This is a genomic window from Priestia sp. P1_B12_1, assembly GCF_056406695.1.
Map to the genome: position 1 here is coordinate 699,788 of NZ_JBFTZR010000002.1, position 26,104 is coordinate 725,891.

Below are 26,104 nucleotides of genomic sequence, written 5' to 3' on the forward strand. Positions count from 1 at the left end.
AGACTTTTTTCGCCTTCTTATCTTCCAAGCAATAAATTGCTTGCTGGATTTAGCACCATGTCTCTAACGACTGGTTGCTGAGGTTTCAAAGGGCCAGTCCCTCCACCTCTCATGATAAGAATCAATTGTATATAATTGAAACATATTTTTTTAAATAGAAAGAATACTTATTTAATAATTTATCTGATTTTTAGAAATTATACAACAGTAAATTGTGAATTTCCAGCAAATATTGAGGAAAATTTAAAAGCTAAAGGGAAAATATCCGTATATTTTGTTTGAAAATGACTGTTATGTTAGGGGTTAAGGAGTTTTTTGTGAAAAATACAAAAAGAAAATGAAAAAGAAAAAATAAACGAAAAGGCACAAGCGCTGGGATATGCGTAGATTTACACGTAAAAAGGCTCGTCTTTTTTTTACCGTTTCTACATATAGTGAACTATGAAGGGTAGAAGGGTGATGGGCATGAAAAGGTGGAAACTCACGCTGCAGGTTGCTGCTACGTATGTAGGCACTGTTGTAGGAGCCGGTTTTGCAACAGGCAAGGAAATAGTTCAATTTTTTACACAGTACGGGGAACTTGGAATGGTCGGGATTTTGGTCAGCGGCTTGTTTTTTATTTGGCTAGGTTCGAAAATGATGCTGCTTTCGCACGCAATTGGGGCTTCTTCTTATCAGCAGCTTAATACATATTTATTTGGTGATGTGCTTGGAAAAGCGGTAAACGGTGTAATGATTGTCATTTTATTTGGAGTAACTTCAGTCATGCTAGCGAGTACGGGAGCAATAGGAAAAGAACAGTTCGGGCTATGGCCTCCTGTTGGGATGATTTTTACAATTGTTTTAACTTATATATTTATCGCCAAAGGAATTAACGGTATTTTAATGGTTAATTCTCTTGTTGTGCCGATGATGCTTTCATTTGCTTTTATCATCTTTGTGCCAAATATCAGCTATTTCTCACTGATTCAAACGAAGCCGGATTTAACGCTCGTCACGCAGTGGAAGTGGGCGGTTAGTCCCTTTTTATATATTTCCCTAAATCTAGCTTTGGCTCAGGCTGTTTTAGTTCCATTAGGAAGCTCCGTAAAAGATAGGAGCGTGATTAAAAAAGGGGCCGTAATAGGAGGATGTGTACTTACGTTTATGCTTGTTTCTACTCATCTTGCCCTTTCCAATTTGCCTTATTCATTTCAACTTGATATTCCGATGAGTGCCGTTGTTAAAAATATCTCAGCGTGGGTGAATGTTTTATTTACGGTAGTTGTGTTAGGCGAGATTTTTACTACATTGATTGGAAATGTATTTGGAATCGCTAAGCAGATTCAGTCATTTCTTCCCCTGAATGACAAACAAGCTTTTGCATTTATTATCTTGGCTTGCTTTATTATTGGGCAATTCGGATATGCCCAGCTTCTTGAGTTTTTGTATCCGATATTTGGCTATATTGGACTAGCTTTTGTATGGATGCTATGTATTAAAAAAGAAAAAATAAGCTAAAAGCTGGATTTTAAAGAATAGATGTGAAAAAACGAAGTTAAATGATGTGACAAGTCGATTTTACTTTGCTATAATGTAAAACAAATAAGACTCTAGCAGTCGAATATATTATCCTTCGGGGTCGGGTGTAAGTCCCAACCGGCGGTGATAAAGCGTATGCTTTTAAGCCCGTGACCCGTTTTCATACGATGTATGTTAGCGGTGGATCTAGTTAAAATCTAGAGCCGACAGTAAAAGTCTGGATGGGAGAAGGATCAGGAAGCACAGTTGTTTTTTTGTGTTGAATTAATAAGGGACACGCTCGCCTTTTTTAAAGCTACCCTTGTTTTTATACACAAAATATAACTGTTTATTTCGTATACAATTAGCGGAATTTTGCATAGATAAAACTGATTCAGCTCAGCCGACCCTTTGGACATTTGTTCAAGGGGCTTTTTTATTTTCAGTGGTTGGGGGAAAGATAAATATGAAAAAAAAGCAGCTGCTATTTCAAAACGGTATAAGAAGTTGGAATAGCGCCAAGGCAGGTGAAGAAAATGTTCACGGGTATCATTGAAGAAATTGGAAAAATAAAACGTATTCAAAAGGCCACAGAAGCAATTGTTCTTACGATTGATGCGAAGACCGTGTTAGAAGATGTGAACTTAGGGGACAGTATTTCAGTTAACGGCGTGTGTTTAACCGTAACGGCTTACTCTCAAAATGAATTTACGGTCGATGTCATGCCGGAGACGATTAAAGCAAGCACCCTTCAGCTTCTAACCGTTGGATCACGTGTTAACTTAGAGCGGGCGATGGCTGCAAATGGCCGGTTTGGAGGGCATTTCGTTAGCGGACACGTTGATGGAATTGGAACCATTGTAAGCAAAACACGCAAAGGAAATGCCTTTTATTATGAAATTCAAGTCGATCCTGAACTTCGTGAATTTATGATGTTAAAAGGATCTGTTTCCGTAGACGGAACAAGTCTTACTATTTTTGATGTCAGCAACCAATCATTTACTATTTCTCTTATTCCCCATACGGTGCTTCACACAGTCGTAGGAGACAAACAGCGAGGAGACAAAGTGAATATTGAATGCGATATGTTAGCTAAATATATGCATCAGATGATGACAAATAAGTCAACTCCTGGCGCCTCGAATCGTTCAGGTAACATGAAGGATTTATTGCAGCAGCATGGTTTTACAAATTAACAGTGAGGTGAAAGAGATGTTTCATAAAGTAGAAGAAGCCATTGAAGAGTTAAAAAAGGGAAAAGTGGTTATTGTATGCGATGATGAAGATCGAGAAAACGAAGGAGATTTTATTGCATTAGCCGAAAAAACGACGCCTGAGGTTATTAACTTTATGGCTACTCATGGAAGAGGATTAATTTGTACACCTGTTAATGAAGAAATTGCACATAAATTGAATCTTCACCCGATGGTAGCGAACAATACGGATGTACATGGAACAGCATTTACAGTAAGTATTGATCATATTTCAAGTACAACAGGTATCAGTGCATACGAACGCTCTGCTACCGTTATGGCTCTTGTGAATGAAGCGACGGTACCAAGTGATTTTCAACGCCCAGGACATATTTTCCCATTGATTGCAAAAGACGGGGGCGTTCTCCAGCGTGCAGGTCATACAGAGGCTGCTGTTGATTTAGCAGTATTAGCAGGAGGAAAGCCTGCGGGTGTTATTTGTGAAATTATGAATGAAGATGGAACAATGGCACGCGTGCCGGATTTAACAAAAATTGCGGAGCAATTTGATTTAAAAATGATTACAATAAAAGATTTGATTGCCTACCGCCGCAAACATGACCAGCTTATTAGCCGTGAAGTAGAAGTGAGCTTACCTACGGCATTTGGTGAGTTTAAAGCTGTAGGATATACAAATAAACTTGATAATAAAGAACATGTGGCTCTTATCAAAGGTGATATTGATCATAATAGCCCCGTTCTCGTTCGCGTTCACTCTGAGTGTTTGACTGGAGATGTGTTTGGTTCTGAACGCTGCGACTGCGGTCCTCAGCTTCACGCAGCTCTTACGCAAATTGAAGAAGAAGGACGCGGCATTCTGCTGTATATGCGTCAAGAGGGCAGAGGGATTGGCTTATTAAATAAGCTAAGAGCATATAAGCTGCAGGAAGAAGGATACGATACGGTAGAAGCGAATGAAAAACTCGGGTTTGCTGCAGATTTACGAGAGTATGGAATCGGTGCTCAAATCTTAAAAGACCTTGGAGTCAAACAAATGAAGCTTTTAACGAATAACCCTCGTAAAATTACCGGGCTAAAAGGCTACGACCTTGAAGTGGTCGAGCGAGTGCCTCTTCAAATGCCGGCAGTGGATGCCAATAAAAAATACTTAGATACAAAAGCTAAAAAATTAGGTCATTTATTACATTTATAATTTTACACTTTTTTTCGTTATAACAAGTGAAGCTAATTCATGAAAAGAAATGTAAATAACTATATATTAATACTAGCAGGAGGAACAAAAGATGAATCATTTATATGAAGGAAATTTAGTAGGCACAGGATTAAAAATTGGAATCGTGGTAGGGCGTTTTAATGAATTTATTACAGGCCGTTTACTTAGTGGAGCAGAAGATGCGCTCAAACGTCACGGCGTAGCTGATGAAGACGTAGACGTGGCTTGGGTGCCGGGCGCTTATGAAATCCCATTAATCGCCAAAAAATTAGCTGAATCTAAAAAATATGATGCAGTGATTACGCTAGGAACCGTTATTCGAGGAGCTACTCCACACTTTGATTTTGTATGTAATGAAGTAGCAAAAGGCGTTGCATCTCAAAGCTTACAAACAGGCGTGCCAATTATCTTTGGTGTATTAACGACTGAAACAATTGAGCAAGCAATTGAACGTGCAGGAACAAAAGCAGGAAATAAAGGATGGGAAGCTGCAGCATCAGCTATCGAAATGGCTAACCTTTCAAAAATGATTGAAGGATAATAGATACGATTTCAGTTTTTATAAGCTGAAGAGTTAAAAGAGGCTGAAACAAAAGCATGTTAGTTAAAGAAAGATCCGAACGATGAATCGTTCGGATTTTTTCATTGGTAGGGTGAACGCAGGTTTCGTGTATGTAGTGGCTTCTAGCTGTAGATTAAAGGGTCAGGCGAAGACTTCTGCGGGAAAAGCGGAAGAAGTGTGACCCTGCAGAAGCGGAGGAGGCGAGGAGGCTTCGCGGCCGCCTGTGGAAAGCGAAGTCTTGCTCGGAAATCAACTGCAGTGTAAAAAGCGATCCATACTATCTTATGTATCCCGTTTGTTCGTCTTTAGATTGGATTGATGTAGTTATGTCTCAAGCTCTCTTAAATAGAAGCTAGCTATGTATAATTTGGCTAAAACGTCTTACTCTAAGTAATAATTAGGTCGTAAAAGGGAGACGTCTATGCCTCATTATACTGCTTTTTTTGCATTGATTATTATCAGCACAGCCGTTTTGCTTACAGTATTCATACGTAAAAAAGATAAAAAGCTAGTCGTTTTGCTTTTTTTTATCATTGGAATGGCTTATATACTAGAATATGTTGTATTTGTGTTGTTTGAAAGTTACGATTACGATCCCGATTTTATGACCAATGAATATTTTGATAATTTGTTCGGGTCCTTAACTTCTCAAGCGTTTGCTTTTCCAATCATGGCTATGGTGGTAGCTGCTTATCAATTGAAATTTCGCTATATTTTAATTATTTCAGCTATGTTTATGGGGATTGAAGAATTATTTTTACACTGGGATATTTATACACATCACTGGTGGAAAACAGTCTATACAGGCGCTTTAATGACTATAGGCTTTAGCATTTCAAAGATTTGGTATGTATGGCTAACAGAACGGTATATGACATTTGTGCATTACGCTACATTTTTTCTCGGGATGCTCGCCATTACTTCTACTATTATGTTTATGCTGTTAGCATATTTTCATAATAATTGGTTTTATACAGGATGGTTTGCGTCGGCTACTCATGATTCCGTAAATGCAACGATGATTTACGTTTGTGTTGTTACGGTTCTCCTCGTTTGGAGTGTAGCCAAAGAATTTTTTGTTGGAGCTGCAATGATTATAGCGGGGCTGCGTATAGTAGATATTTTACTGATTCACTATGGGGTTTTGCTGGTATCTATTACCACTTCACTTGTTCTTTTTACGCTTCTACAAGCGGGTGCATTCATTCTGAGCGTTATGCTTCAAAACTTTATTATGAAAAATTGTTATGGGACAAGCAAAAAAGACGTTGCGTTTCCAGCGAAGAACTACTAAGATAATACGTAACTCAAATAGTTTAGTTCAATAATATTTGAAACAAAGAAAAATGAATTGACGGTTATGCGTATTATTTGTAAGATAGGAAAGCAAATAATAGAAAGCCGAAACAGGGGAGTGAAGGATTCGTGAAAGAGTCCTTTTTTGTAGAAAAGGTACTTAATAATAATGTATTAATTGCTAAACACCTTACCTATGATGAAGTTGTGCTAATTGGGAAAGGAATAGGGTTTAATAAGAAAAAAGGCGATGAAATCGATGCAAAAGCCGTGGAGAAAATGTTTTTGTTAAAGAGTGAAGAAGAGCAAGAACAATACAAGCAGCTTTTAACGCAAGTGGATGAAGACGTGATTGAAATGATGAATGATATTGTAACGCACATTCAAAAGCGTGTTAACATTCCTTTGAATGAGCACATACACATTTCATTAACGGATCATATCGCGTTTGCGATAAAACGTTTTCAGCAGGGAATGGGGCTTAAAAATCCATTTTTACTTGAAACAAAAGCTTTATATCCAGAGGAATATACGATCGCATCTGAAGTGGTAGAAATTATTAGTCGCAAAATAGGCGTGCAGCTTCCAGTAGGAGAGATTGGTTTTATTGCGCTTCATATCCACAGTGCGCTGACTGAAAAAAACCTCCTGGAAGTGAATCAAGACTCGCAGCTTATTCAAACGATTATTAATGTGATTGAAGAATCGCTTCATCTGCGGGTAGACAAAGAATCTGTGCACTATATGAGATTGATTCGTCATTTGCATTTTGCGATTGATCGAGTAAAAACAGGAGAAAAAATAGAAGAGCCAAAAAAAATTGCTTTGCTATTGAAAGAAGAATATCCCCTGTGTTACAATGTGTCTTGGAAAGTGATAAAAGTAATGCAGCAAGCGTTACATTTACCTGTGTATGAAGCAGAAGCCGTTTACTTAACGATGCATCTGCAGCGACTTATAACAAAAACGGATTTATAAAATCATTTCAATACGTGTTACTGATACGATCAGGCATGAGTGAGAAATGAAGCGATGTGTAATTGGATGAGTGTATCCATTTATCGTTTCTTTTTCCTCATGCCTTTTTTTGTTATAAGAAAGCGCAATCATTGAAGGTTTCGCCTCAGGACATCAGGAGATGTAATAAGTTTTCTAGTTAAAGAAAGCGTTTTATGAAAGCGCGTTAATGATTCACGTATCAAATAAATAGCTTGTTGCACACTAAATATATAAAAGGAGGTAAGCGCCATGTTTAAAAAACTTTTTGGAGTATTACAAAAAGTCGGAAAAGCGCTTATGTTACCGGTTGCGATTTTACCGGCAGCAGGGATTTTACTTGGAGTAGGGACAGCGCTTCAAAACCCTACATTGTTGGATGCAGTACCGGCACTTGGTGCAGACTGGGTTCAATTGGTTTCAAATGTTTTGTCGCAAGCGGGTCAAATTGTATTTGACAACTTATCGCTATTGTTTGCCGTTGGTGTTGCCGTTGGTTTAGCTGGTGGTGACGGTGTAGCAGGTATTGCTGCAATCGTAGGCTACTTGATTATGAACAAAACGATGAGCACAATCTTAGTTGCTACAGGACAACTAGATCCTGACAAAATGGGTGCCAATCCAGCTTACACTAGCATCTTAGGAATTCCTACGTTAGCTACAGGTGTATTCGGGGGTATCATAGTAGGTATTTTAGCTTCATCCATGTATAATCGTTATTTCAATATTGAATTACCATCTTATTTAGGGTTCTTTGCAGGAAAACGATTTGTACCAATCATTACTGGGGTATTTTCAATTGTTTTAGGTGTTATTATGATTTTCATTTGGCCGCCAATTCAAAGCGGATTAAATGCTTTCTCTACTAACATGATTGATGCAAACCCAACTTTATCAGCGTTTGTATTTGGATTGATTGAACGTTCATTAATTCCATTTGGACTTCATCACATCTTCTACTCTCCGTTCTGGTTTGAGTTTGGTGATTACGTTAATAAAGCAGGTCAACATATTCACGGTGATCAAAAGATTTTCTTTGCTCAATTAGCAGATGGCGTGCCTTTAACAGCAGGAACATTCCAAGTTGGTAAATTCCCGTTCATGATGTTCGGATTGCCAGCAGCAGCTCTTGCGATTTATCACGAAGCTCGTCCTGAAAACAAAAAATATGTAGCTGGTATCATGGGTTCAGCTGCTTTAACATCTTTCTTAACGGGTATTACAGAGCCGCTTGAGTTCTCATTCTTATTCGTAGCACCAGTACTATTTGCAATTCACGCAGTATTTGCTGGTTTATCATTTATGGTTATGCAATTATTAAATGTTAAAATCGGTATGACATTCTCAGGTGGAGTTATCGATTACGTTCTATTTGGAGTTATGCAAAACCGTACAGCATGGTGGCTAGTTATTCCAGTAGGTTTAGTTCTAGCAGTTATTTACTACTTCGGTTTCCGCTTTGCAATCCGTAAATTTAACTTAAAAACACCGGGTCGTGAAGATAAAGAAGAAGGAGAAGAAGATGTAAAAGTAGAAGCAGCAGAGCTTCCAACAAATGTTTTAGCTGCACTTGGCGGTAAAGAAAACATTACACATTTAGATGCTTGTATTACGCGTTTGCGTGTATCCGTAGATGATGTAGGTAATGTTGATAAAAGCCGCTTGAAAAAACTTGGAGCAGCTGGTGTTCTTGAAGTTGGTAACAATATTCAAGCTATTTTCGGTCCGAAATCTGACACGTTAAAAGGTCAAATTCAAGACATTATGAATGGCAAAACACCGGTTGTCACAAAAGAAGAGACAAAAACAATTGAAAAACCTGTTGCAACATCTGAAGTAGGAAGCGATAATGGTAATGATATTGTTTCACCGATTGAGGGAGAATTGGTACCTTTATCGGAAGTACCAGATCAGGTATTTTCACAAAAACTAATGGGTGACGGTTTTGCGATTATTCCGAAAACAGGCACAGTAGTTGCACCAGTGGACGGAAAAATAGTAAACTTATTCCCGACGAAACATGCTTTAGGTATTGAATCAACGACTGGACGTGAAATTTTAATTCACGTTGGTATTGATACAGTTAATTTAAAAGGCGAAGGTTTTGAAGCTTTAGTTGCCCAAGGCGATGAAGTGAAAAAAGGACAGCCTCTATTGAAAATTGATTTAGACTTTGTAAAAGAAAATGCGCCATCGACGATTACGCCGATCATTTTCACGAATTTACAAGCTGATGAAAAAATTGATATCTTAAAGCAGGGCCAAGTTTCTCAACAAGAAGCAAATATTATTAACATTTCAAAGTAAAAAGGAGATTGATTTAACATGGCACAAAAAACATTTACAGTAACAGCAGACTCAGGAATTCACGCACGTCCAGCAACAACTTTAGTACAAGCAGCAAGCAAATTTGATTCTGATATCAACTTAGAATTCAACGGTAAAACTGTAAACTTAAAATCAATCATGGGCGTTATGTCTTTAGGTATTCAAAAAGGCGCTACAATCACTATCTCTGCAGAAGGTTCTGACGAAGCAGATGCACTTGCTGCTCTTGAAGATACAATGAGCAAAGAAGGATTAGGCGAATAATGACAAAGGAAATTCAAGGCATTGCCGCTTCTAGCGGCATTGCTATTGCTAAAGCATTTCGTCTAGAAAATCCAGAATTAACCGTTGAAAAAAAATCAGTAACTGAAGTTGAAGCAGAAGTAGCACGTCTAGAAGCTGCGCTAGAAAAGTCAAAATCAGAACTTGAAATTATTAGAGAGCACGCTCGTAAAGAACTTGGAGATGACAAAGCAGAAATCTTTGAAGCTCACTTATTAGTTCTAAGCGATCCTGAACTTATTAATCCAATTAAAGATAAAATTACAAATGAAAATGTAAACGCTGAACATGCACTTGATGAAGTAGCGGCAATGTTTATTAATATGTTTGAGTCAATGGACAATGAATATATGAAAGAACGTGCTGCTGATATCCGTGACGTAACAAAACGTGTATTAGCTCATCTTTTAGGTGTAAACGTTTCAAATCCAAGCTTAATCTCAGAAGAAGTTGTCATTATCGCAGAAGATTTAACGCCGTCTGATACAGCACAGTTAAATCGTAAGTTCGTAAAAGGATTTACAACAGATATTGGCGGACGTACTTCTCACTCAGCAATTATGGCGCGTTCAATGGAGATTCCAGCTGTTGTAGGTACAAAAACAGTTATGGAAGACATTCAAAACGGCGTATTAGTAATTGTTGATGGTTTAGATGGCGAAGTTATCGTTGATCCAAGCGAAGAAACAGTAAAAGCTTACGAGAAAAAAGCCGCTGAGTATGCAGAACAAAAAGCTGAGTGGGCTAAGCTTGTAAATGAAAAAACGGTTTCAGCTGATGATCATCACGTTGAACTTGCAGCTAACATTGGTACACCAGAAGATGTAAAAGGCGTATTAGAAAACGGCGGCGAAGGCGTTGGCCTTTATCGTACAGAATTCTTATATATGGGCCGCGAGGATCTTCCGACGGAAGAAGAGCAGTTTACTTCTTATAAAACAGTTCTTGAACGTATGGAAGGTAAACCAGTGGTTGTTCGTACTCTTGATATTGGTGGAGACAAAGAGCTTCCTTATTTAAATCTACCAAAAGAAATGAACCCATTCTTAGGATTCCGTGCTATTCGCTTATGTCTAGAGATGCAAGACATGTTCCGTACACAGCTTCGTGCGCTTCTACGTGCAAGCGTATACGGTAATCTGAAAATTATGTTTCCTATGATTGCTACTGTTGATGAGTTCCGTCAAGCAAAAGCTATTCTTTTAGAAGAAAAAGCTAAACTTCAACAAGAAGGCGTACAAGTTTCGGAAGACATCGAAGTAGGGATGATGGTAGAGATTCCTTCCTCAGCGGTAATCGCAGATTTATTTGCTAAAGAAGTAGATTTCTTCTCTATCGGAACAAACGATTTAATTCAATACACGCTTGCAGCTGACCGCATGAATGAGCGCGTGTCTTATTTATATCAACCGTATAACCCAGCGATTCTTCGCTTGGTGAATATGGTAATCAAAGCGGCTCACAAAGAAGGTAAGTGGGTAGGCATGTGCGGAGAGATGGCAGGGGATGAGATTGCAATCCCAATTCTTTTAGGTTTAGGCTTAGATGAATTCTCAATGAGTGCAACATCTATTCTGAAAGCTCGTTCTCAAATCCGTCAATTATCAAAAGCTGATATCGAACCTCATTTAGATACAATTCTATCAATGTCTTCTACGGAAGAAGTTATTGAGTTCGTAAAATCAACTTTTCATATTGGATAATAAAAAGGTGTGATCATATATGATCACACCTTTTTTATCTTTTAAGCGAAAATAGTAGGCAGAAGCATATTCGCAAACAGCATTGTAAGAAGTGCTGCTACGATCATGCCAAGGCTAGAAAAAGTACCTTCAATTTTTCCAAATTCAAAAGCTCTTGCTGTACCTGTCCCATGAGAAGCTACTCCTAAAAGAAGACCTCTTGCTAGAGAAGAGTGCAGTGCGAGGAGCTTAATCAGTTTTGGAGCGACCATACATCCTACTACACCGGTTATAATCACAAACATAATGGTGATATTTGGATCTCCTCCTAGCGTCTGAGATACATTAACGGCAATAGGAATCGTAACCGATCTTGGAATCAAGCTATGAACCAGCGTTGATTGTAAATGAAACACTAATGCTAACAGCATGGAAGATATCATGGCAGCAAACGTGCCGAGCCCTACGCTTAAGCTGATTTCAACACGATGTTTTTTGAGTAAATCAAAATACTTAAACATAGGAACAGCAAAAGCAACGGTTGCTGGTCCAAGCATAAAGCTAATAGCACTGGCACCTTGCTTATAATGATCATAAGAGCCATTCGTTACTAATAAGATGCCAATTAAAAGAATGGGGGCTAGTAAAATAGGGGAAACTAGCATAGACTTATATTTTTTATAGAGCACTTTTGTGCCGACATAAACGAGCAGTGTAAGCGGAAGAGCAATCCATGTGAGTAATGTCATTTTAGCGAACCTTCCTTTCTTCTTGAAATATGTTCTGCAATGATTCCCGTTATAGACATCACAATAATCGTACTGATTGTGATAATAATCACAATCTGGATTCCAAAATGCATCAATACATCTCCATAATTGATGAGTCCAACGACGGCTGGTATGAAAAATAGTAATAGTTCTCCCACTAACAGTGTTCCACCTTGTTCAACCCAGCTTAATTTAATTACTTTAAAGTACAGTAAGAAAAACAGTAAGAAAAATCCGATGATACTACCTGGCACTGGGAGGTCAAACCACTGTGAAATACTTTCTCCTATTAAAAACAGAGCCGTTAGTAATAAAATCTGTAAAATCACCATAATCAGTTTCATGATTAGCCTCCTTTATTTATGTTTTTATTCATTCATTCCTAGTTTGTTGAGACAATAATGGAGTCGTCTATGCTGAAAAGACGACTCCATCATGGGAAAAGAGAAACTATTTGGATTTTGCAAATGGGGATACAACTTGAGTAAATGAATGCTACACACTTATCTTACAAAAAAACGACTATAATATGAAATATATAATAACTATGATAACTATTCTTTTTAGTTATAGTTGAAAGAAATCTCTTTACAAATGCGTTGGTAACCTTTTCAAAAAAGAGTTTGTGAAATATAAGGTCTAATTATTTAATAAAAGGCAATAAAAAAAAGAGATGGAGACATGCTTAAATCAATTCAATCTAAAGACGAACCAATGGGATAAATGATTTAGTATGAATGACTTGTCACACCGCCATGAAAAAAATCCGAACGAGTTTGATTTTCTATCAAGAATGAAACTCATTCGGATTTTTAATTAAACTACTTTTGTCTCAGCTTTGTTAAACTGTACTTTTAATATAATCAATAAAAGCCTGTGTAGCATAAGAGATATATCGATCTTTTTTAACGATTAAAGCAATTTCCCATGGAATAGCATTCTCGAGATTAATTACTTTCACATGCTCCAAATCAAGCTTTTCACATAGTGAATAAGGGAAAAGAGCAATGCCGAGATTAGCAGCTACCAGCTCTCCAATGAAGTCCCACTGAGAGCTTTTAAAAGCAATATTAGGTGTAAATCCATTTTTTAAACATTCGTTATAGACCATTTCATGCATGGTGAAGTCTTCATGAAAGGAAATAAGCGTTTCGTCTTTTAACTCTTTTAATGAAATCGTAGAATGCTGAGCCAACGGATGAGATTTATGAACAACAAGCTGCAGTGTTTCTCGGGCTAAAGGAGTCGTAAAAAACATGTGTTCATCAACAGGAAGTAAAACTACGCCCACATCCACTTCTCCTTGTTCCACAAATTTTTGCATTCTTTTAGCGCCATATTCCACTAATTGAATATGAATCTCAGGGTATTGCTCTCGAAATGCTTTAATAATAGTAGGAAAAAACAATGTACCAATAATAGGGGGAATGCCTATTTTGATGGTTCCTCTTTTTAAATGCATTAAATCATACAGGGAATCCGATAAATCTCGGAGAGAAGATAAAATGCTTTCAGCCTGCTCGTACACGATTATTCCTGCATCGGTAAGCTGAACTTGTTTGCCAGCGCGATCAAACAAAGGTGTGCCCAGCTCTTCTTCTAATGATTTAACCATTTTACTGAGAGAAGGTTGAGAAATATGCAGCGCTTCAGAAGCTCTTGTGAAATTTTTATGTTTAGCCACTTCTGTTAAGTAATGCAAATGGCGAACATCCATTTTGTATACCTCCGTGTTCATACATGCTAATTAATAAGATACACACATTCTACCACATTCACAATCAGCTCTATACCTTTCTTTCCTATCAAATAAAATGATCAGTAGAAGAGGCAGTGAATACAAAAGAAATTGCCAACAATATATATTTACACATTGTTTATTTTAGAAGTATAATATATAAATCAGTAGAACGGTTACATATCGATCACAGAATCAATCAATAAGGTGGTTAGAACGGTTGAGTAAAGCAGATGAAATAAGAGATATCGTTTATATTAATGGCCATGTAAATAAAAAATGCTTTATTACATATGGAATTGAATTTAAAGAGTTTTATCATTCCCTTCCTACGCCGCTTGCAAATATATTATTGTTAAAGCACGGTTTTGAAGACAGTGATTACCATTACCAAACCCATATGGACTACGTAGAAGAAGAACAAATTCATCTTTTAGCAGAAGATGATGTTTATAATTATGGTGACTTTTGTTGGATTGATTTTGAGGATATATCTTCGTTGGATTTGTTAGAACCTCAAGATATTGCAGCGCTGCTGTATTTAGGTCATTTAAAAAAACCGCTCAATTCGCCATTTAATAATAAACTCGGTAATCAATTTGTTTATTTAGCTCATGATGATGGATTTTATAACAAAATCTATTTTCGAGACGTATATGATATGAAGCATATTTTAAGCCGAATCATTCCGTTAAAAATGTCAGCAATTAAGCAAAAAAGATTTGTATTTAGAAGGAAGAAGTTAGAATATCCAATACTGCCGCTCGTGTTAGCAAATACGCTTCTTACTTTAACGAATGACGGTTTGTTTATTGATTTTGAACACATGGTGCAATCCCGTAGAGATATTAAAATTCCGTTGTATACAATCGGTGACTTTGACGACATGAATGAAATGTATAATGATCGGTTTGAGCACAAAGAGATGAGTAAATTGCAGGCGCATCTAGTTCTCACTCATAAAGAGCTAGAGTGGAGCATTGAAGAAGTTCAATAATCTAAAAAGAGGTTGAGACATAACTAAATGAATTCAACTTAAAGACGAACACATGAGATAGATGAGCTGGACTGCTAGAAGGAACGAAACAGATAAAACTATATTCACCATCACAAAAAAACGAACCGTTAATCAAATATGTTGATTAACGGTTCGTTTTTCACTTGGGCTAAAATACCTTTGTTCCAGCCTCTTTTTGAATAGCCGTATAAAATGGATTTTTCCATTCCATTAGTACGGCGTAGTTGTGTGAATCTTCATCTTCAATATAGTTTGCTGCGAGACCAATAGGCATTCTGCCACAGCGCATTAAAAAGGTCATAACCGGATCGTAGAGAGTTCCGGCTGATACAAGGTTCATGTATTCAACAGGCGTGTACAAGGAAGACACTGATGCGTATCCAGGGATGCGGCACCCGCCGAGCAGCCTTTCTAACTTGTAATGAATCACGACTTCATATAAAGACTGCAAAAGCAGCTTCCCAAGCCCCATCGATCGATGCGAAGGAGTGACGCATACGTCCACTACATAAAGCGTATTACCAGAAGGATCGTGCGTATGAATATATCCGCTTCCTGTTACTTCATCCCATGTGTGAGCCTCATTTCCTTCCACTGAAACAATCGCGCTTGTGATAGATCCGCATATTGTCCGGTCTATCTCCACGCATAGCGCTCCATCCGGAAATAGGGAAACATGGTTATTTAACTGAGCTTTGCTCCATAATAATTCAAAAGGGAAAGGAGGGGGAAAACTTTCTTCTTGAATCCGAATCAGCTCATCGAAGTCATTTGATGTATATGATCGTACCGTACATGTTACAGGCTTATTTTGATGAAAGACAAAGCATTGCTTTTTATACACTGCTTTTTTGCCTCCTTTAAGAAATAATTTTCAGATAATTAAGTATACCATACGAAAAAAAGAAATTATTTCATATTTATTGAAGAATTTGACGAGAACGTGATAAAGTTAAAAAGATTCGAACTATTAGACGAGGTGAGAGAAATGGATGTTGAATTAAAAGGAAAAACAGCGCTTGTATTTGCGGCCAGCCAAGGGCTCGGTAAAGCGATTGCGGCCAGGCTCGCAGAAGAAGGCGCAAACGTTATGATTGCAAGTCGTTCAGAAGAGAAACTAATCCAAGTAGCGGAAGAGATTTCATATCTTGGAAGCGGACAAGTGTTACATAAAACGGCAGATGTCACGAAAACTCAAGACATTCAAGATGTTATTCAATATACAGTGGATACGTTTGGAACCATTGATATTTTAATTAATAATACAGGAGGTCCTAAAGCTGGGAACTTCCTTTCTTTAACAGATGATGATTGGAAGCATGCATTTGAGTTAAATCTCCTCAGCTATATTCGTATTATTCGTGAGGTAGTGCCCGTTATGAAAAAGAGCGGAGGGCGTATTGTCAATATTGCTTCTTCTTCCATTAAAGAGCCAATTGCTGGACTTATTCTGTCAAACACCTTCCGTACAGGAATCGTGGGGCTTACCAAAACACTTGCTTCAGAACTAGCAGAGGACGGTATCTTAATTAACACGGTTGCGCCAGGAAGAATTGCAACAGACCGAGTGAAAGAGCTAGATACCATTCGTGCTGAAAAAATGGGAGTAGATGTTTCAGAAATTGAAGAAGAGATGAGAAACCAAATTCCTCTTAAACGCTACGGTCAGCCTGAAGAGTTTGCTAAAGCCGTTGCTTTCTTTGTTTCGGGAGCGAATTCATATATGACAGGCCAGTCGTTTCTAATCGACGGAGGTATGGTAAAATCCATTTAGTTACATAGAAAAACCCTGCAGCTGCAGGGTTTTTTGTTAAATCCAAGTTGTAACTTGATCTAATGGTAAGCGATCGCTAGCGTGAGCTTCTTTAGCCGCTTTTCCAACTGAGATAAGCATAACCGGAATGTATCGATCCTCAATTTTAAATTCTTCTACAAATTTTTGAGCGTTAAATCCGCCCATTGAGCAAGTGTCTAATCCTTTTGCTTTTGCTGCAAGCATGAATGTCATAGATGCAAGAGAAGCATTCGTAAACGCTGCATCGCGGGCAAAAGCACCGTTTTTATAAGCACCGTTAATCTGTCCTGACAAAATATTTTTTACGTCTTCTGTCATGTGACCTGCTTCGACTAGTGGATTGTACACGTCATCTACATTTTTATTGGCTTCTAAATCACCTAAGACAGCTACTACAGCGCCTGCTTCTGTAATTTGTTTTTGGTTGTAAGCAATTGGAAGTAGACGTTCTTTCGCATCTTGGTCTGTAATAACAACGAAATGCCAGTGCTGTAAGTTCCAAGCTGATGGTGACTTCACTGTTGCTTCTAAAAGTTCCGTTAATTCTTCTTTGCTTAATTTAGCTGAAGAGTCATATTCTCGAATCGATGTACGTTCATTTACCACATCAAAAAAATCTTTTGTCATAATAAAAACCTCCGTTAAAAGTATGTATTTCTTTAGTGAATCGATGCACATTTTATAATGATACACTATTGAAGTCAATTTATATGCTTCTAGTATACCCGCTCTTATGTGCTGTCACTCACAAAAAAATGCATACACTTCTCACCATCGGCTTAACGTGATTGACGAGATGTAAGATAAGCTTCAATTCGATCACAGGCTTCACGCAGTGTGTTCATGGAATACGCATACGACAGGCGTACATATCCTTCACCGTGGGAAGAAAAAGCGCTGCCGGGTACTAGTGCAACACCTGCTTCTTTTACTAACTCCAGGGCAAAATCAAATGAATTGCTGTGGAAGTTCTGAATAGAAGGGAAGATATAAAAAGCACCAGTCGGCTTTTCTACGTCAAATCCCATGTTTACTAATCGGTCATAAACATAATTCAGTCTTTGTTCGTATTCTTTTTTCATATCCACCGCATCGTTTTTACCTGCTGTCAGTGCCTCGAGTGCAGCTGCTTGAGAGACAGAAGAAGCACAGCTCACGTTGTATTGATGAACTTTTAAAATATGTTTGGCTAAATAAGAAGGAGCAAATAAAAGGCCAATTCGCCAGCCCGTCATGGAATGAGACTTTGATACTCCGTTAATAACAATTGTTTTCTCTCTCATAGAGGAAATGGAGGCAATGGACTGATGTTTTTTATCAAAAACGAGCTCACTGTATATTTCATCAGATAGTACAAAAATATTTTTATCGCTTAAAAGAGCGGCAATTTCTTCTAATTCTTCCTGTGACAACGTCACGCCTGTAGGATTAGACGGATAAGGTAAGATGACGCATCTTGTTTTAGACGTCAAATGTTGTTGGATTAAATCCGCTGTTAGTCGAAATCCTGTTTCGGTTGTATCAATATGTACAGGTTTAGCGCCGTTTAACCGGATAAGCGGTTCGTATCCTGGGTAAACAGGTCCAGGTAAAATAACTTCAGAATCTTCTTCTAAAATGGTGCGAAGAGCAATATCAATTGCTTGACTAGCTCCAATGGTCACAATCACTTCATCCGCTGGGTTATAGTGCAAGTCATATTTTTCTTTGACAAATTGAGCTGCTGCCTCGCGCAGTTCTATTGTTCCAGCATTGTGAGTATAAGAAGTTTGGTTACCATCAATTGCAGATTTTGCCGCTTCTTTTACATGTTGTGGTGTTAAGAAGTCAGGTTGTCCAATTGTGAGGGATAAAACATCTTGGTATTGTGAGACCATATTATAAAATGTACGTATTCCTGATAGTTCAATTTCTTTGACACGTTTATTGATTAAGTGCTCCATGGTTTCAAATCCTTCCGCGTATTTTCAACTCATTTTATCACAATGAAAATAGGTAAAAAACCACTATTTGCGCATTTTGCAAATAGTGGTTTTAAGTTAGGTGTTATATAGCTTATTATAAGCAGTTGTTAGTTCATAAAATTGTTCTTCGTCTCTGTTATCTAACGCATCGTCGATAAGAGATTTCAAATGCTGTTTATTAAAATTTGTACTCATAGTCGTTAAAATACGATCAGCTTCTTTCGCGTAATAGTGTTGGTAAGGTGTGTACTGAGATGAGTGGGAATAGTGATTCATATTTTTTCGATAAGAACTCATAACATAAACCTCCTTTTTTAAAATAAAACGCAGCTTCTATTACTTGAAATGTACCCTTTCTATATAGTTGTTAACCCTGTTTTTAGCTGCGAATGTGCTAAGGTATGTGTTAGGAAATCAGAGGTTCCTTGCTTCACGTTCAATTCTCGATTCAAAAAAATAAGCGCATAAAAAGACCTGCATATATATGCAGGTCTTGTATATTAGTCAGTGTGTATTTGGCCTTCACGCCAATAAACAGGGGAAACGTAGCCAAAATCAACTTCATGATCGTCCAATGTTACAACGCAGTGATCAGAGCCTTCTTGTTCTTTAATATCTTGATATACAGCTTCTTCTACGTTTTCAATAATGGTCATTTCATTATCGTCATTAAAAAGAATGACGGAGCCTTTCATATTACGAACACCTTCTTTTAAGATTATTCATTCACTTTGTGTAGTATAAACCGTTTTGTCTGTAGAGTCCACAGCTATCTTTGATTTCTTGTTAAAAATTTGTGAACAGGCTTTTAGGAATGAATAAGAAACCCTCTAAATAGAAGAGTAACCGACTTATCTATTCTTTCTTGAAGGGTAGCAGAGTCGGGTTGGTTGGTACACCAGTAGAGAAGTGTGCCAAAAAAGTTAAGTATAGCAATAGAAGCCATTTCTTCGGCAGGGATATCGACTATAAGTTCACCTCGGTCTTGTCCTGTTTGAAAAACTTTTGTAAAATGAGCACGCATTTTTTCAATTTGAAGAATTTCAGATTGTTGAAAGGAACTGTTGGTAATAGCAATATGAAACCAAGAACGGATTAGGTGAGGGTTCGCTTCTTCGTTTGATTGTGCTAATAATAAAAACAGTTGTTTAACAATGGCAGCAGTTGATTCTTCTGTTTGAAGGAGCTGTTCTAATTTATAGGAGATACGGTTTGTAAAATTAATTCCAAGGTAGTGAAGAACTTCTTCTTTCGTTTTGAAGTAATTAAAAAATGTTCCCTTTGCTACACCCGCTTCATGGGTAATTTGAGACACAGTCGTTTTTTGATATCCCTGCTGTTGGAATAAAGAGATAGCTGCTTTTTGGATGCGTTTTTTTGTTTCTTCTTTTTGTAATCCTCTGTTCATAAATTACACCTCGTTCGAATAGGAGTAGTCGTTTGACTCAAGTTCATAAGCTAGTATAGAGAAGTAAAGTAGAGCAAGTAAAAAACTGAGCAGAGGATGAGATGACAGAGACCGACGCTCATGTTTTTATATAGTATATAATATTCTGTTAATTCGTAAAACAATATTTTATGTATATGTTTTAGGGAAAAAGGATAACAAAATAAGAAAATTTTTCTTTACGGATATAAGAGGCGGTCACTATAATGGGAAATATGGACTATTAGATGAGCAGGTGAGATGAGAGGAGTAAGTATATGAATCCAGATAAAGGAATTTTGTTGGAAAGTGGTACAAACGAACTGGAAATTGTCGAATTTAAGGTAGGAAATGTTTGGTTTGGCATCAATGTAGTAAAAGTTAGAGAGATTATTAATCCCGTATCTATTACACCTGTTCCAAATGCGCATTCTTACATAGAAGGTATTATAGAGCTAAGAGGGGAAGTACTTCCTGTTGTTGACATAGCAAAAGCGTTAAAAATGGAGCCTTCAAATACACCGGAAAAAGATAAGTTAATTGTTACAGAGTTCAATCAGCAAAAAATTGTCTTTCATACCCATGCAGTGACGCAAATTCACCGTATTTCTTGGAAAGAAATTGAGAAGCCTTCAGATTTGTATCAAGGTTTGGAAACACAGATTACTGGAGTGGTAAAATTAAACGGTCAAATGATTCTGCTGTTAGACTTTGAAAAGTTGATTTCTGACGTGAACCCTGATGCGGGTATTAATCAGTCGAAAATAAAAAAGCTAGGGGCTAGGGAACGCTCTAATAAAAAGATTGTCGTGGCTGAAGACTCGCCGCTGCTGCGCCGAATGATTGAAGATACTCTTGCACAAGCAGGTTATGAGAACACGGAATTTTTTGAGAACGGTGAGGAAGCATGGAACTATCTAAGCTCGGTGATCGATGAGGGAGCGGAAATCAGTGATCAAGTCCAGCTGCTTATTACAGATATAGAAATGCCGCAAATGGATGGGCATCATTTAACTAAAAAAGTGAAAGAAAATCCTCAGCTTTCTATACTTCCAGTCATTATCTTCTCTTCTCTTATCACAGAAGATTTACGCCACAAGGGAAAGATGGTAGGAGCGGAAGGACAAGTAAGTAAGCCGGAAATCGGAGAGCTTGTTGAGTTGATCGATCTCTATATCTTGTAGGATCACAAAAAAGTGCCTGAAAGCAGATTGCTCCACTTCAGGCACTTTTTTTAAAAATAACTTTTACCCAGCGGTTTAAACACAGGTGCTTGCCGTTTTCTTGGAGTCGAAACAGGGCTTTTAGCCGGCTGTACGAGATGACCCGTATATTTAGATAATAAGCGCTTCGCATAAGATAATGACATAGTCGTTTTGGGATTTCGATACTGATGGTTTAAATGGCCGAGGTGTGATAACTCTTTGAAGTCTTCTTTCTTTGGAGGCATATGGAAAAAGTAGTCTCCAACTGATACAAGTACATCTGATTTTTGTTGACTTTTACCAGGGTTTGGCGAAAAGTGAAGTCCTTCTTTTTTTGCTTTTCCTTCTAAAATTAGTTGATCTAATGCAATTTTCTTTAACGTATATAACTGCTTAGGATCAGGAGCAGCTTTTGCGTGACGATTTACAGTGAAAATAGCTTGTGCAATCTCAGATACAGACGGGGTCAAAGAGCCTTGTCCATTTGCTTGAGACATACGTTCACTCCCTTTCTATCATATCAGCTGTTCAACCTATAAGGTGAAAGCTGATACGTTCATTATAGCGTGTCTTGTCCCATTTGAAAATAATTACACGAAGAAGTATTTTGGTAATTAATGAAATTTCCTATGTATAGGGTTTGTTTTGTTACGCTTCCTTATACAAGTAAAGTGGAACAGCACGCCATACTTTCTATTTTTAAAGAAATGCTGCTCACACAGTTAAACCATCATTGATTAGTAAATCCCAAACTATTGAGCCATTCGTCGAGAAGGTCGAATATAAACACCAGTCCCATTTGGCACAATTCGAGCTAGCTCATTTACTTGGGCATTATACATGCGAATGCATCCTTTGGATACAGCTTTTCCAATAGAACTTGGATCATTTGTTCCGTGAATGCCATATGACTTTTTAGACAAGCTTAGCCACATTGTGCCAAAAGGCCCCCCGGGGTTTGGCTCCCGGTTAACGATAACAAAGTCTCCAGTAGGGGTTGCGCTCAGCATTTTTCCTGCTGCAATGGGATAGACTTTTTGTATGATATTATTTTTTCGTAATTCAAGCTGTTTTTCAGCAATAAACACGTGGATCGTGTAAGGAATGAGCTCTTTATCAGGGAGGTTTGGAATGATGATTACTTGCCCAGGCTTCAGCGTGCTATGGCTTACAAAAGGATTAGCCATCCACAGGTCTTCAACCGGCATACGGTAGTCACCTGAAACGCTTTGCCAGGTTTCACCGCGCTTTACTATATATCTCATTAGCTTCGCTCCTTTGATATATGACTATGTTGTAACAGTATACGATTGAAAAAAGTAAAAGTGACCTTTGTGAGCATAAAGTTATTTTGAAAAAGGTGTTGAAATTACATTGACTTATAAGCATGGACTGATTGATATAGGTTCAAATACGATACGCCTTGTTATTTATGAATACAAAAAAGGCAGAGGGTTTAAGCAAATTGAAAACGTGAAAGTAGCTGCACGGCTTCGAAATTATTTAAGTAAAGAAGGAGTGTTAACAGCTAAAGGAATATATACCTTGCTTGATACGCTTAAAACGTTTGGAGTTATTACCAAGCATCAGCAGCTCCCGCACGTTACCTGTGTGGCCACAGCTACCATCCGTCAAGCGGCTAATGCAAAAGAAGTTCTAGCGCTTGTAAAAAAAGAAACCGACTTTTCTATTCAACTATTGTCTGAATATGAAGAAGCGTACTACGGCTTTGTTGCCGTTATTCATTCCACTTCGATCGAAGAAGCCATTACAATTGACATTGGAGGGGGAAGTACGGAAGTTACGTATTTTCGCAATCGAGAGTTAGTGGAGTGCCACAGCTTTCCGTTCGGTGCCTTATCTCTGCGTCTAGAGTTCGTCAAAGGCAATATCCCCACTGCAGAAGAAAAAATGAAAATCCGCGATTTTGTAATCCGGCATTTCCATACTGTCCCGTGGCTTTTAAATCGCCAAGTTCCGATTGTATCAATTGGAGGAAGTGCAAGAAGTATGGTGCAAGTGCATCAAGGTTTTATCCACTATCCTCTCGCCGGTCTGCATCAATATGAAATGAATTTAGCTGATATATTGCATGTGAAATCTGCTATAGGCTCATTGTCTTATCACAATCTTCAAAAGCTAGACCGCTTGTCAAAAGATCGTGCGGATACAATTTTGCCAGCGATTGAAGTATTTCAATCATTATATGAAACAGTGAACGCGACTCGCTTCATCTTAAGCCGCAAAGGCTTAAGAGAAGGGGTGTTATTTAAGGAAGCGTCTGATGCTAATATCCAGCCAATGTACCCCGATGTCATACAGCAAAGTTTTCAAGAAATAATGGAAGAGTTTGAAGTAAGTAAAGATTACGTCAAACAGCTTACGCGCACAGCTAGTATGATGTTTCAGCATCTTAAGGAGCAGGGACCGGTTGATTTAAAAGAGGATGACTTAGCGCTTCTTATAAAAGCTGCGCAAGTGTATGATATAGGAAAGTATATTGACGCGGAATCAAGCAGCCAGCATACGTTTTATGTGCTTGCTAATCGTACAATCGATGGTATTTCACATAGAGAACGTTTAAAGTTGGCACTTGTTTCTTCATATAAAGGGAAGTCTTCTTTTAGGCAATATGTTGCTCCTTTTAAAAAGTGGTTAACAAAAGAAGAACAAAAAAAAGTCCAGCTGCTCGGTGCGGTTTTAAAAATAGCTGACGGTTTACATGCAACAAAGCGAAATATTGTTCAACATATTGACATGAAAAGCGATGAAAACACAGTTGCGATTAAACTATTATGTACAAAAACCTTTCGTGCTGAACAATATCAGGCTGAAAAACAGAAAAAGCATCTAGAAAAAGTAGTGAAAAAAAATATTGTTCTTGAATTTACTAAGCTTTAGAATAACGCTGGATCGGTTAGAATATTCAGTATAGCTAACTAGATTAAATCCATTATCCTGGAAGGTGAGGCTAATGTTAGAAAGTAATCGCACTTATAAGCAAACCATACAAGTGGCTGATTCAGCTTATTACAATAATCGTGAATTGAGCTGGTTGGCTTTTAACAAGCGGGTGCTGGAAGAAGCAGTAGATACGAAAAATCCTTTGCTTGAGCGGTTTAAATTTCTAGGAATTTTCAGTTCAAATCTGGATGAGTTTTTTATGATTCGGGTAGCCGGATTAAAAGATCAAGTGAAAGCTGGATTTAGCAAACCTGAAAACAAAGCAGGCTTAACTCCTAAACAGCAGCTATTTTCTATCTCCAAACAAAACCACGATCTAGTCAAGAAGCAGTATGAGACGTATATTCACACACTTCTTCCCGAATTACAGAAATACGGCGTGGAAATCATTACGGTTGAAAAGCTGGAGAAATCAAATCTAGATAAGCTTGAACAGTATTTTGACGAGCAAATCTTTCCCGTATTAACTCCTATGGCTATTGATACCTACCGGCCGTTTCCCATGTTGATGAATAAAAGCTTGAACTTAGCAGTCGTCCTTTCAGAAAATTTAAATGATGAGCAGCAAATTGCCGAGATAAAAGGAAGGTTAGCTATCGTTCAAGTACCTTCGATGCTAACGCGCTATATTGAAATAGCCACGTCAGATTCTACCCGTCTATTTGTATTGCTAGAGGATGTAATTGCCTATTTTATTAAAAAGTTGTTTAAGGGATACCGCGTTTCTTCCGTTTCTCGATTTCGAATTACCCGCAACGCAGATATGACTATTCACGAAGAAGACGCTCAAGATTTACTAAAAGAAATTGAAGAAGAGTTACAGAAGCGAAAATGGGGAGCGGCTGTTCGGCTTGAGATTAAGAGTCCATATGACCAGGGTGTACTAGCGTATTTAAAGTCAGTACTTGAAATTGACGATGAAGATGTGTATGAGATCGAAGGACAGCTGGATTTAACCAGTTTATTTTCGTTTTATAGATTACTTAAATCTACGCATGAAGAGTTGGCTGAAAAAGCCTTTATTCCCAAGCTTACAACAGAGTTACACCCGGATCAAAATGTTTTCGACCAAATGGTTCAAAGAGATATTTTGCTTCACCATCCTTATGAATCGTTTAAGCCGGTACTTGATTTTGTCAACGGTGCAGCAGACGATGAAAATGTGCTCGCTATTAAGCAAACGTTATACAGGGTAAGCGGAGATTCTCCCGTTATTAAAGCATTAAAACGAGCGGCTGCAAAAGGTAAGCAAGTGACGGTACTAGTTGAATTAAAGGCGAGGTTTGATGAAGAGAATAATGTGCAATGGGCTAAAGAGCTAGAGCGGGCAGGGTGCCACGTGATATATGGAATGACTCATTTAAAAACGCATGGTAAAATTACGCTTGTGGTGAGAAGAGAAGGAGAGCATATTAAACGATTTGTTCATCTTGGTACTGGGAATTACAACGATGCGACGGCAAAGATCTATACGGATATAAGTCTTTTTACTGTCAACCGAAACATCGGGATAGATGCGGCCAATTTTTTTAATTACTTAAGTGGCTATACGCAAAAACCAGTATATCATCATTTATCCGTTGCACCATTTGATATAAGAAACGATTTTTTGCATCTCATTGATCAGGAAATCCATTATCACAGACGGTATGGAAACGGAAGAATCATTGGAAAAATGAACTCGTTGACGGATAAGGTTTTAATTATGAAGCTATATGAAGCTTCTATAGCTGGTGTGACAATTGAACTCATTGTTAGAGGAGCGTGCTGCTTGCGCCCTCAAATTCAAGGCGTTAGCGAGAATATAAGAGTAAGAAGCATTGTCGGACGATTTTTAGAGCATAGCCGAATCTATTATTTTCATCATAATAAACAGGAAAAGTTTTTCTTTTCATCTGCAGATATGATGACAAGAAATATGGTGAAACGAGTAGAAATTTTATTTCCTATCTTGGATACACATTTGAAAAAAAAAGTGTGGAAGTGGCTTGAAGTTATGCTTGCTGATAATGTAAAAGCACGAGAACAAGATCAAGAAGGGAATTATCATTACGTCATAAAAAAAGAACATGAGCTCTCTATTAATAGTCAAGAGATCTTTTGTCAATATGCTCTTTGCGACAATCAAGAATAACATAAAAAAAGCCGAAT

At 37.8% G+C, this 26,104-nt stretch carries 25 protein-coding genes and 2 riboswitches; of the genes, 14 read left to right on the forward strand and 11 right to left on the reverse strand.

The window, feature by feature from the left end:
* Positions 1-14: 14 nt before the first annotated feature.
* A riboswitch (SAM riboswitch) is annotated at positions 15-121 on the reverse strand.
* A gap of 344 nt (positions 122-465) precedes the next feature.
* The 9 genes from AC1D0Y_RS09000 (at position 466) to ptsP (ending at position 11,094) form a co-directional block, all read left to right on the forward strand.
* Positions 466-1,500 (forward strand): YkvI family membrane protein, encoded by a 1,035-nt coding sequence (locus AC1D0Y_RS09000; RefSeq protein ID WP_225049647.1) that lies wholly within the window; start codon positions 466-468, stop codon positions 1,498-1,500.
* Positions 1,501-1,607: 107 nt separating this feature from the next.
* Positions 1,608-1,758: riboswitch (FMN riboswitch) on the forward strand.
* 278 nt (positions 1,759-2,036) lie between these two features.
* Complete coding sequence (gene ribE / locus AC1D0Y_RS09005) at positions 2,037-2,696, forward strand: riboflavin synthase (protein WP_013056005.1); 660 nt, start codon at positions 2,037-2,039, stop codon at positions 2,694-2,696.
* A gap of 16 nt (positions 2,697-2,712) precedes the next feature.
* Positions 2,713-3,906, forward strand: coding sequence for a bifunctional 3,4-dihydroxy-2-butanone-4-phosphate synthase/GTP cyclohydrolase II (locus tag AC1D0Y_RS09010; RefSeq protein WP_028407917.1), 1,194 nt, complete (start codon positions 2,713-2,715; stop codon positions 3,904-3,906).
* 91 nt (positions 3,907-3,997) lie between these two features.
* Positions 3,998-4,468 carry a 6,7-dimethyl-8-ribityllumazine synthase gene (gene ribH, locus AC1D0Y_RS09015; protein WP_013056007.1) on the forward strand — a complete coding sequence of 157 codons (471 nt, stop codon included), beginning with the start codon at positions 3,998-4,000 and terminating at the stop codon, positions 4,466-4,468.
* A 442-nt stretch (positions 4,469-4,910) separates the two neighbouring features.
* Positions 4,911-5,783 (forward strand): hypothetical protein, encoded by an 873-nt coding sequence (locus tag AC1D0Y_RS09020; protein ID WP_028407918.1) that lies wholly within the window; start codon positions 4,911-4,913, stop codon positions 5,781-5,783.
* A gap of 131 nt (positions 5,784-5,914) precedes the next feature.
* Positions 5,915-6,763 (forward strand): glucose PTS transporter transcription antiterminator GlcT, encoded by an 849-nt coding sequence (glcT, locus tag AC1D0Y_RS09025; RefSeq protein WP_028407919.1) that lies wholly within the window; start codon positions 5,915-5,917, stop codon positions 6,761-6,763.
* Between the two features lie 270 nt (positions 6,764-7,033).
* Positions 7,034-9,088: a glucose-specific PTS transporter subunit IIBC gene (gene ptsG / locus AC1D0Y_RS09030; RefSeq protein WP_028407920.1), complete on the forward strand. Its 2,055-nt coding sequence runs from the start codon at positions 7,034-7,036 to the stop codon at positions 9,086-9,088.
* Positions 9,089-9,106: 18 nt separating this feature from the next.
* Positions 9,107-9,373, forward strand: coding sequence for a phosphocarrier protein HPr (locus tag AC1D0Y_RS09035; protein ID WP_013056011.1), 267 nt, complete (start codon positions 9,107-9,109; stop codon positions 9,371-9,373).
* Positions 9,373-11,094, forward strand: a complete 1,722-nt coding sequence (gene ptsP / locus AC1D0Y_RS09040; RefSeq protein WP_013082261.1) for a phosphoenolpyruvate--protein phosphotransferase — start codon at positions 9,373-9,375, stop codon at positions 11,092-11,094. The genes AC1D0Y_RS09035 and ptsP overlap by 1 nt, the downstream gene beginning before the upstream one ends.
* A gap of 41 nt (positions 11,095-11,135) precedes the next feature.
* On the opposite strand, the gene AC1D0Y_RS09045 is transcribed toward ptsP, so the two are convergent.
* The 3 genes from AC1D0Y_RS09045 to AC1D0Y_RS09055 form a co-directional block, all read right to left on the reverse strand.
* The gene (locus tag AC1D0Y_RS09045; RefSeq protein ID WP_013056013.1) at positions 11,136-11,822 is read right to left on the reverse strand and encodes an LrgB family protein; all 687 of its coding nucleotides are present in this window, start codon (positions 11,820-11,822) and stop codon (positions 11,136-11,138) included.
* Entirely contained in the window at positions 11,819-12,187 is a 369-nt protein-coding gene (locus tag AC1D0Y_RS09050; protein ID WP_013082263.1) for a CidA/LrgA family holin-like protein, read from the reverse strand. The genes AC1D0Y_RS09045 and AC1D0Y_RS09050 overlap by 4 nt, the downstream gene beginning before the upstream one ends.
* Before the next feature lie 497 nt (positions 12,188-12,684).
* Entirely contained in the window at positions 12,685-13,560 is an 876-nt protein-coding gene (locus AC1D0Y_RS09055) for a LysR family transcriptional regulator (protein ID WP_028407921.1), read from the reverse strand.
* 241 nt (positions 13,561-13,801) lie between these two features.
* Here AC1D0Y_RS09055 and AC1D0Y_RS09060 point away from each other — a divergent pair, with 241 nt between their 5' ends.
* Positions 13,802-14,578, forward strand: a complete 777-nt coding sequence (locus tag AC1D0Y_RS09060) for a hypothetical protein (protein WP_034275587.1) — start codon at positions 13,802-13,804, stop codon at positions 14,576-14,578.
* A 169-nt stretch (positions 14,579-14,747) separates the two neighbouring features.
* Here AC1D0Y_RS09060 and AC1D0Y_RS09065 read toward each other — a convergent pair whose 3' ends face one another.
* Positions 14,748-15,443, reverse strand: coding sequence for a GNAT family N-acetyltransferase (locus AC1D0Y_RS09065; protein ID WP_477707513.1), 696 nt, complete (start codon positions 15,441-15,443; stop codon positions 14,748-14,750).
* A 144-nt stretch (positions 15,444-15,587) separates the two neighbouring features.
* Between AC1D0Y_RS09065 and AC1D0Y_RS09070 the strand changes: the two genes are divergently transcribed.
* Positions 15,588-16,373, forward strand: coding sequence for an SDR family oxidoreductase (locus AC1D0Y_RS09070; RefSeq protein ID WP_028407924.1), 786 nt, complete (start codon positions 15,588-15,590; stop codon positions 16,371-16,373).
* Positions 16,374-16,409: 36 nt separating this feature from the next.
* Here AC1D0Y_RS09070 and AC1D0Y_RS09075 read toward each other — a convergent pair whose 3' ends face one another.
* From AC1D0Y_RS09075 to AC1D0Y_RS09095, 5 genes are all read right to left on the reverse strand, one after another.
* Positions 16,410-17,021, reverse strand: a complete 612-nt coding sequence (locus tag AC1D0Y_RS09075) for a nitroreductase family protein (protein WP_025749407.1) — start codon at positions 17,019-17,021, stop codon at positions 16,410-16,412.
* 152 nt (positions 17,022-17,173) lie between these two features.
* Positions 17,174-18,337 (reverse strand): aminotransferase A, encoded by a 1,164-nt coding sequence (locus AC1D0Y_RS09080; RefSeq protein WP_028407925.1) that lies wholly within the window; start codon positions 18,335-18,337, stop codon positions 17,174-17,176.
* A gap of 96 nt (positions 18,338-18,433) precedes the next feature.
* Positions 18,434-18,655 carry an IDEAL domain-containing protein gene (locus tag AC1D0Y_RS09085; protein WP_028407926.1) on the reverse strand — a complete coding sequence of 74 codons (222 nt, stop codon included), beginning with the start codon at positions 18,653-18,655 and terminating at the stop codon, positions 18,434-18,436.
* 203 nt (positions 18,656-18,858) lie between these two features.
* Positions 18,859-19,053 carry a hypothetical protein gene (locus tag AC1D0Y_RS09090; RefSeq protein WP_013056022.1) on the reverse strand — a complete coding sequence of 65 codons (195 nt, stop codon included), beginning with the start codon at positions 19,051-19,053 and terminating at the stop codon, positions 18,859-18,861.
* A gap of 113 nt (positions 19,054-19,166) precedes the next feature.
* Positions 19,167-19,766, reverse strand: coding sequence for a TetR/AcrR family transcriptional regulator (locus tag AC1D0Y_RS09095; RefSeq protein WP_013082269.1), 600 nt, complete (start codon positions 19,764-19,766; stop codon positions 19,167-19,169).
* A gap of 296 nt (positions 19,767-20,062) precedes the next feature.
* Between AC1D0Y_RS09095 and AC1D0Y_RS09100 the strand changes: the two genes are divergently transcribed.
* Complete coding sequence (locus AC1D0Y_RS09100) at positions 20,063-20,968, forward strand: chemotaxis protein (RefSeq protein ID WP_098248373.1); 906 nt, start codon at positions 20,063-20,065, stop codon at positions 20,966-20,968.
* A 50-nt stretch (positions 20,969-21,018) separates the two neighbouring features.
* Here AC1D0Y_RS09100 and AC1D0Y_RS09105 read toward each other — a convergent pair whose 3' ends face one another.
* Both AC1D0Y_RS09105 and AC1D0Y_RS09110 read right to left on the reverse strand, forming a co-directional pair.
* On the reverse strand, positions 21,019-21,486 hold the full coding sequence (locus AC1D0Y_RS09105; protein ID WP_013056025.1) for a YkyB family protein: 468 nt from the start codon (positions 21,484-21,486) through the stop codon (positions 21,019-21,021).
* A 255-nt stretch (positions 21,487-21,741) separates the two neighbouring features.
* Positions 21,742-22,254, reverse strand: a complete 513-nt coding sequence (locus AC1D0Y_RS09110; protein ID WP_098332283.1) for a L,D-transpeptidase family protein — start codon at positions 22,252-22,254, stop codon at positions 21,742-21,744.
* Between the two features lie 109 nt (positions 22,255-22,363).
* Here AC1D0Y_RS09110 and AC1D0Y_RS09115 point away from each other — a divergent pair, with 109 nt between their 5' ends.
* On the forward strand, positions 22,364-23,890 hold the full coding sequence (locus AC1D0Y_RS09115; protein ID WP_477707514.1) for a Ppx/GppA phosphatase family protein: 1,527 nt from the start codon (positions 22,364-22,366) through the stop codon (positions 23,888-23,890).
* Positions 23,891-23,963: 73 nt separating this feature from the next.
* Positions 23,964-26,087: an RNA degradosome polyphosphate kinase gene (locus AC1D0Y_RS09120; RefSeq protein WP_098791197.1), complete on the forward strand. Its 2,124-nt coding sequence runs from the start codon at positions 23,964-23,966 to the stop codon at positions 26,085-26,087.
* Positions 26,088-26,104: the final 17 nt, after the last annotated feature.

What these genes read in the sequence shown, in the direction of transcription:
- AC1D0Y_RS09010 (WP_028407917.1), top strand. Translation starts at nt 2,713, where the DNA reads ATGTTTCATAAAGTAGAAGAAGCCATTGAAGAGTTAAAAAAGGGAAAA.
- AC1D0Y_RS09080 (WP_028407925.1), bottom strand. Translation starts at nt 18,337, where the DNA reads ATGGAGCACTTAATCAATAAACGTGTCAAAGAAATTGAACTATCAGGA.
- AC1D0Y_RS09070 (WP_028407924.1), top strand. Translation starts at nt 15,588, where the DNA reads ATGGATGTTGAATTAAAAGGAAAAACAGCGCTTGTATTTGCGGCCAGC.
- AC1D0Y_RS09105 (WP_013056025.1), bottom strand. Translation starts at nt 21,486, where the DNA reads ATGTCTCAAGCAAATGGACAAGGCTCTTTGACCCCGTCTGTATCTGAG.
- AC1D0Y_RS09110 (WP_098332283.1), bottom strand. Translation starts at nt 22,254, where the DNA reads ATGAGATATATAGTAAAGCGCGGTGAAACCTGGCAAAGCGTTTCAGGT.
- AC1D0Y_RS09075 (WP_025749407.1), bottom strand. Translation starts at nt 17,021, where the DNA reads ATGACAAAAGATTTTTTTGATGTGGTAAATGAACGTACATCGATTCGA.
- AC1D0Y_RS09095 (WP_013082269.1), bottom strand. Translation starts at nt 19,766, where the DNA reads ATGAACAGAGGATTACAAAAAGAAGAAACAAAAAAACGCATCCAAAAA.
- AC1D0Y_RS09045 (WP_013056013.1), bottom strand. Translation starts at nt 11,822, where the DNA reads ATGACATTACTCACATGGATTGCTCTTCCGCTTACACTGCTCGTTTAT.
- AC1D0Y_RS09090 (WP_013056022.1), bottom strand. Translation starts at nt 19,053, where the DNA reads ATGAAAGGCTCCGTCATTCTTTTTAATGACGATAATGAAATGACCATT.
- ptsP (WP_013082261.1), top strand. Translation starts at nt 9,373, where the DNA reads ATGACAAAGGAAATTCAAGGCATTGCCGCTTCTAGCGGCATTGCTATT.
- ptsG (WP_028407920.1), top strand. Translation starts at nt 7,034, where the DNA reads ATGTTTAAAAAACTTTTTGGAGTATTACAAAAAGTCGGAAAAGCGCTT.
- ribE (WP_013056005.1), top strand. Translation starts at nt 2,037, where the DNA reads ATGTTCACGGGTATCATTGAAGAAATTGGAAAAATAAAACGTATTCAA.
- AC1D0Y_RS09050 (WP_013082263.1), bottom strand. Translation starts at nt 12,187, where the DNA reads ATGAAACTGATTATGGTGATTTTACAGATTTTATTACTAACGGCTCTG.
- AC1D0Y_RS09085 (WP_028407926.1), bottom strand. Translation starts at nt 18,655, where the DNA reads ATGAGTTCTTATCGAAAAAATATGAATCACTATTCCCACTCATCTCAG.
- AC1D0Y_RS09055 (WP_028407921.1), bottom strand. Translation starts at nt 13,560, where the DNA reads ATGGATGTTCGCCATTTGCATTACTTAACAGAAGTGGCTAAACATAAA.
- AC1D0Y_RS09120 (WP_098791197.1), top strand. Translation starts at nt 23,964, where the DNA reads ATGTTAGAAAGTAATCGCACTTATAAGCAAACCATACAAGTGGCTGAT.
- AC1D0Y_RS09035 (WP_013056011.1), top strand. Translation starts at nt 9,107, where the DNA reads ATGGCACAAAAAACATTTACAGTAACAGCAGACTCAGGAATTCACGCA.
- AC1D0Y_RS09020 (WP_028407918.1), top strand. Translation starts at nt 4,911, where the DNA reads ATGCCTCATTATACTGCTTTTTTTGCATTGATTATTATCAGCACAGCC.
- AC1D0Y_RS09000 (WP_225049647.1), top strand. Translation starts at nt 466, where the DNA reads ATGAAAAGGTGGAAACTCACGCTGCAGGTTGCTGCTACGTATGTAGGC.
- AC1D0Y_RS09100 (WP_098248373.1), top strand. Translation starts at nt 20,063, where the DNA reads ATGAATCCAGATAAAGGAATTTTGTTGGAAAGTGGTACAAACGAACTG.
- ribH (WP_013056007.1), top strand. Translation starts at nt 3,998, where the DNA reads ATGAATCATTTATATGAAGGAAATTTAGTAGGCACAGGATTAAAAATT.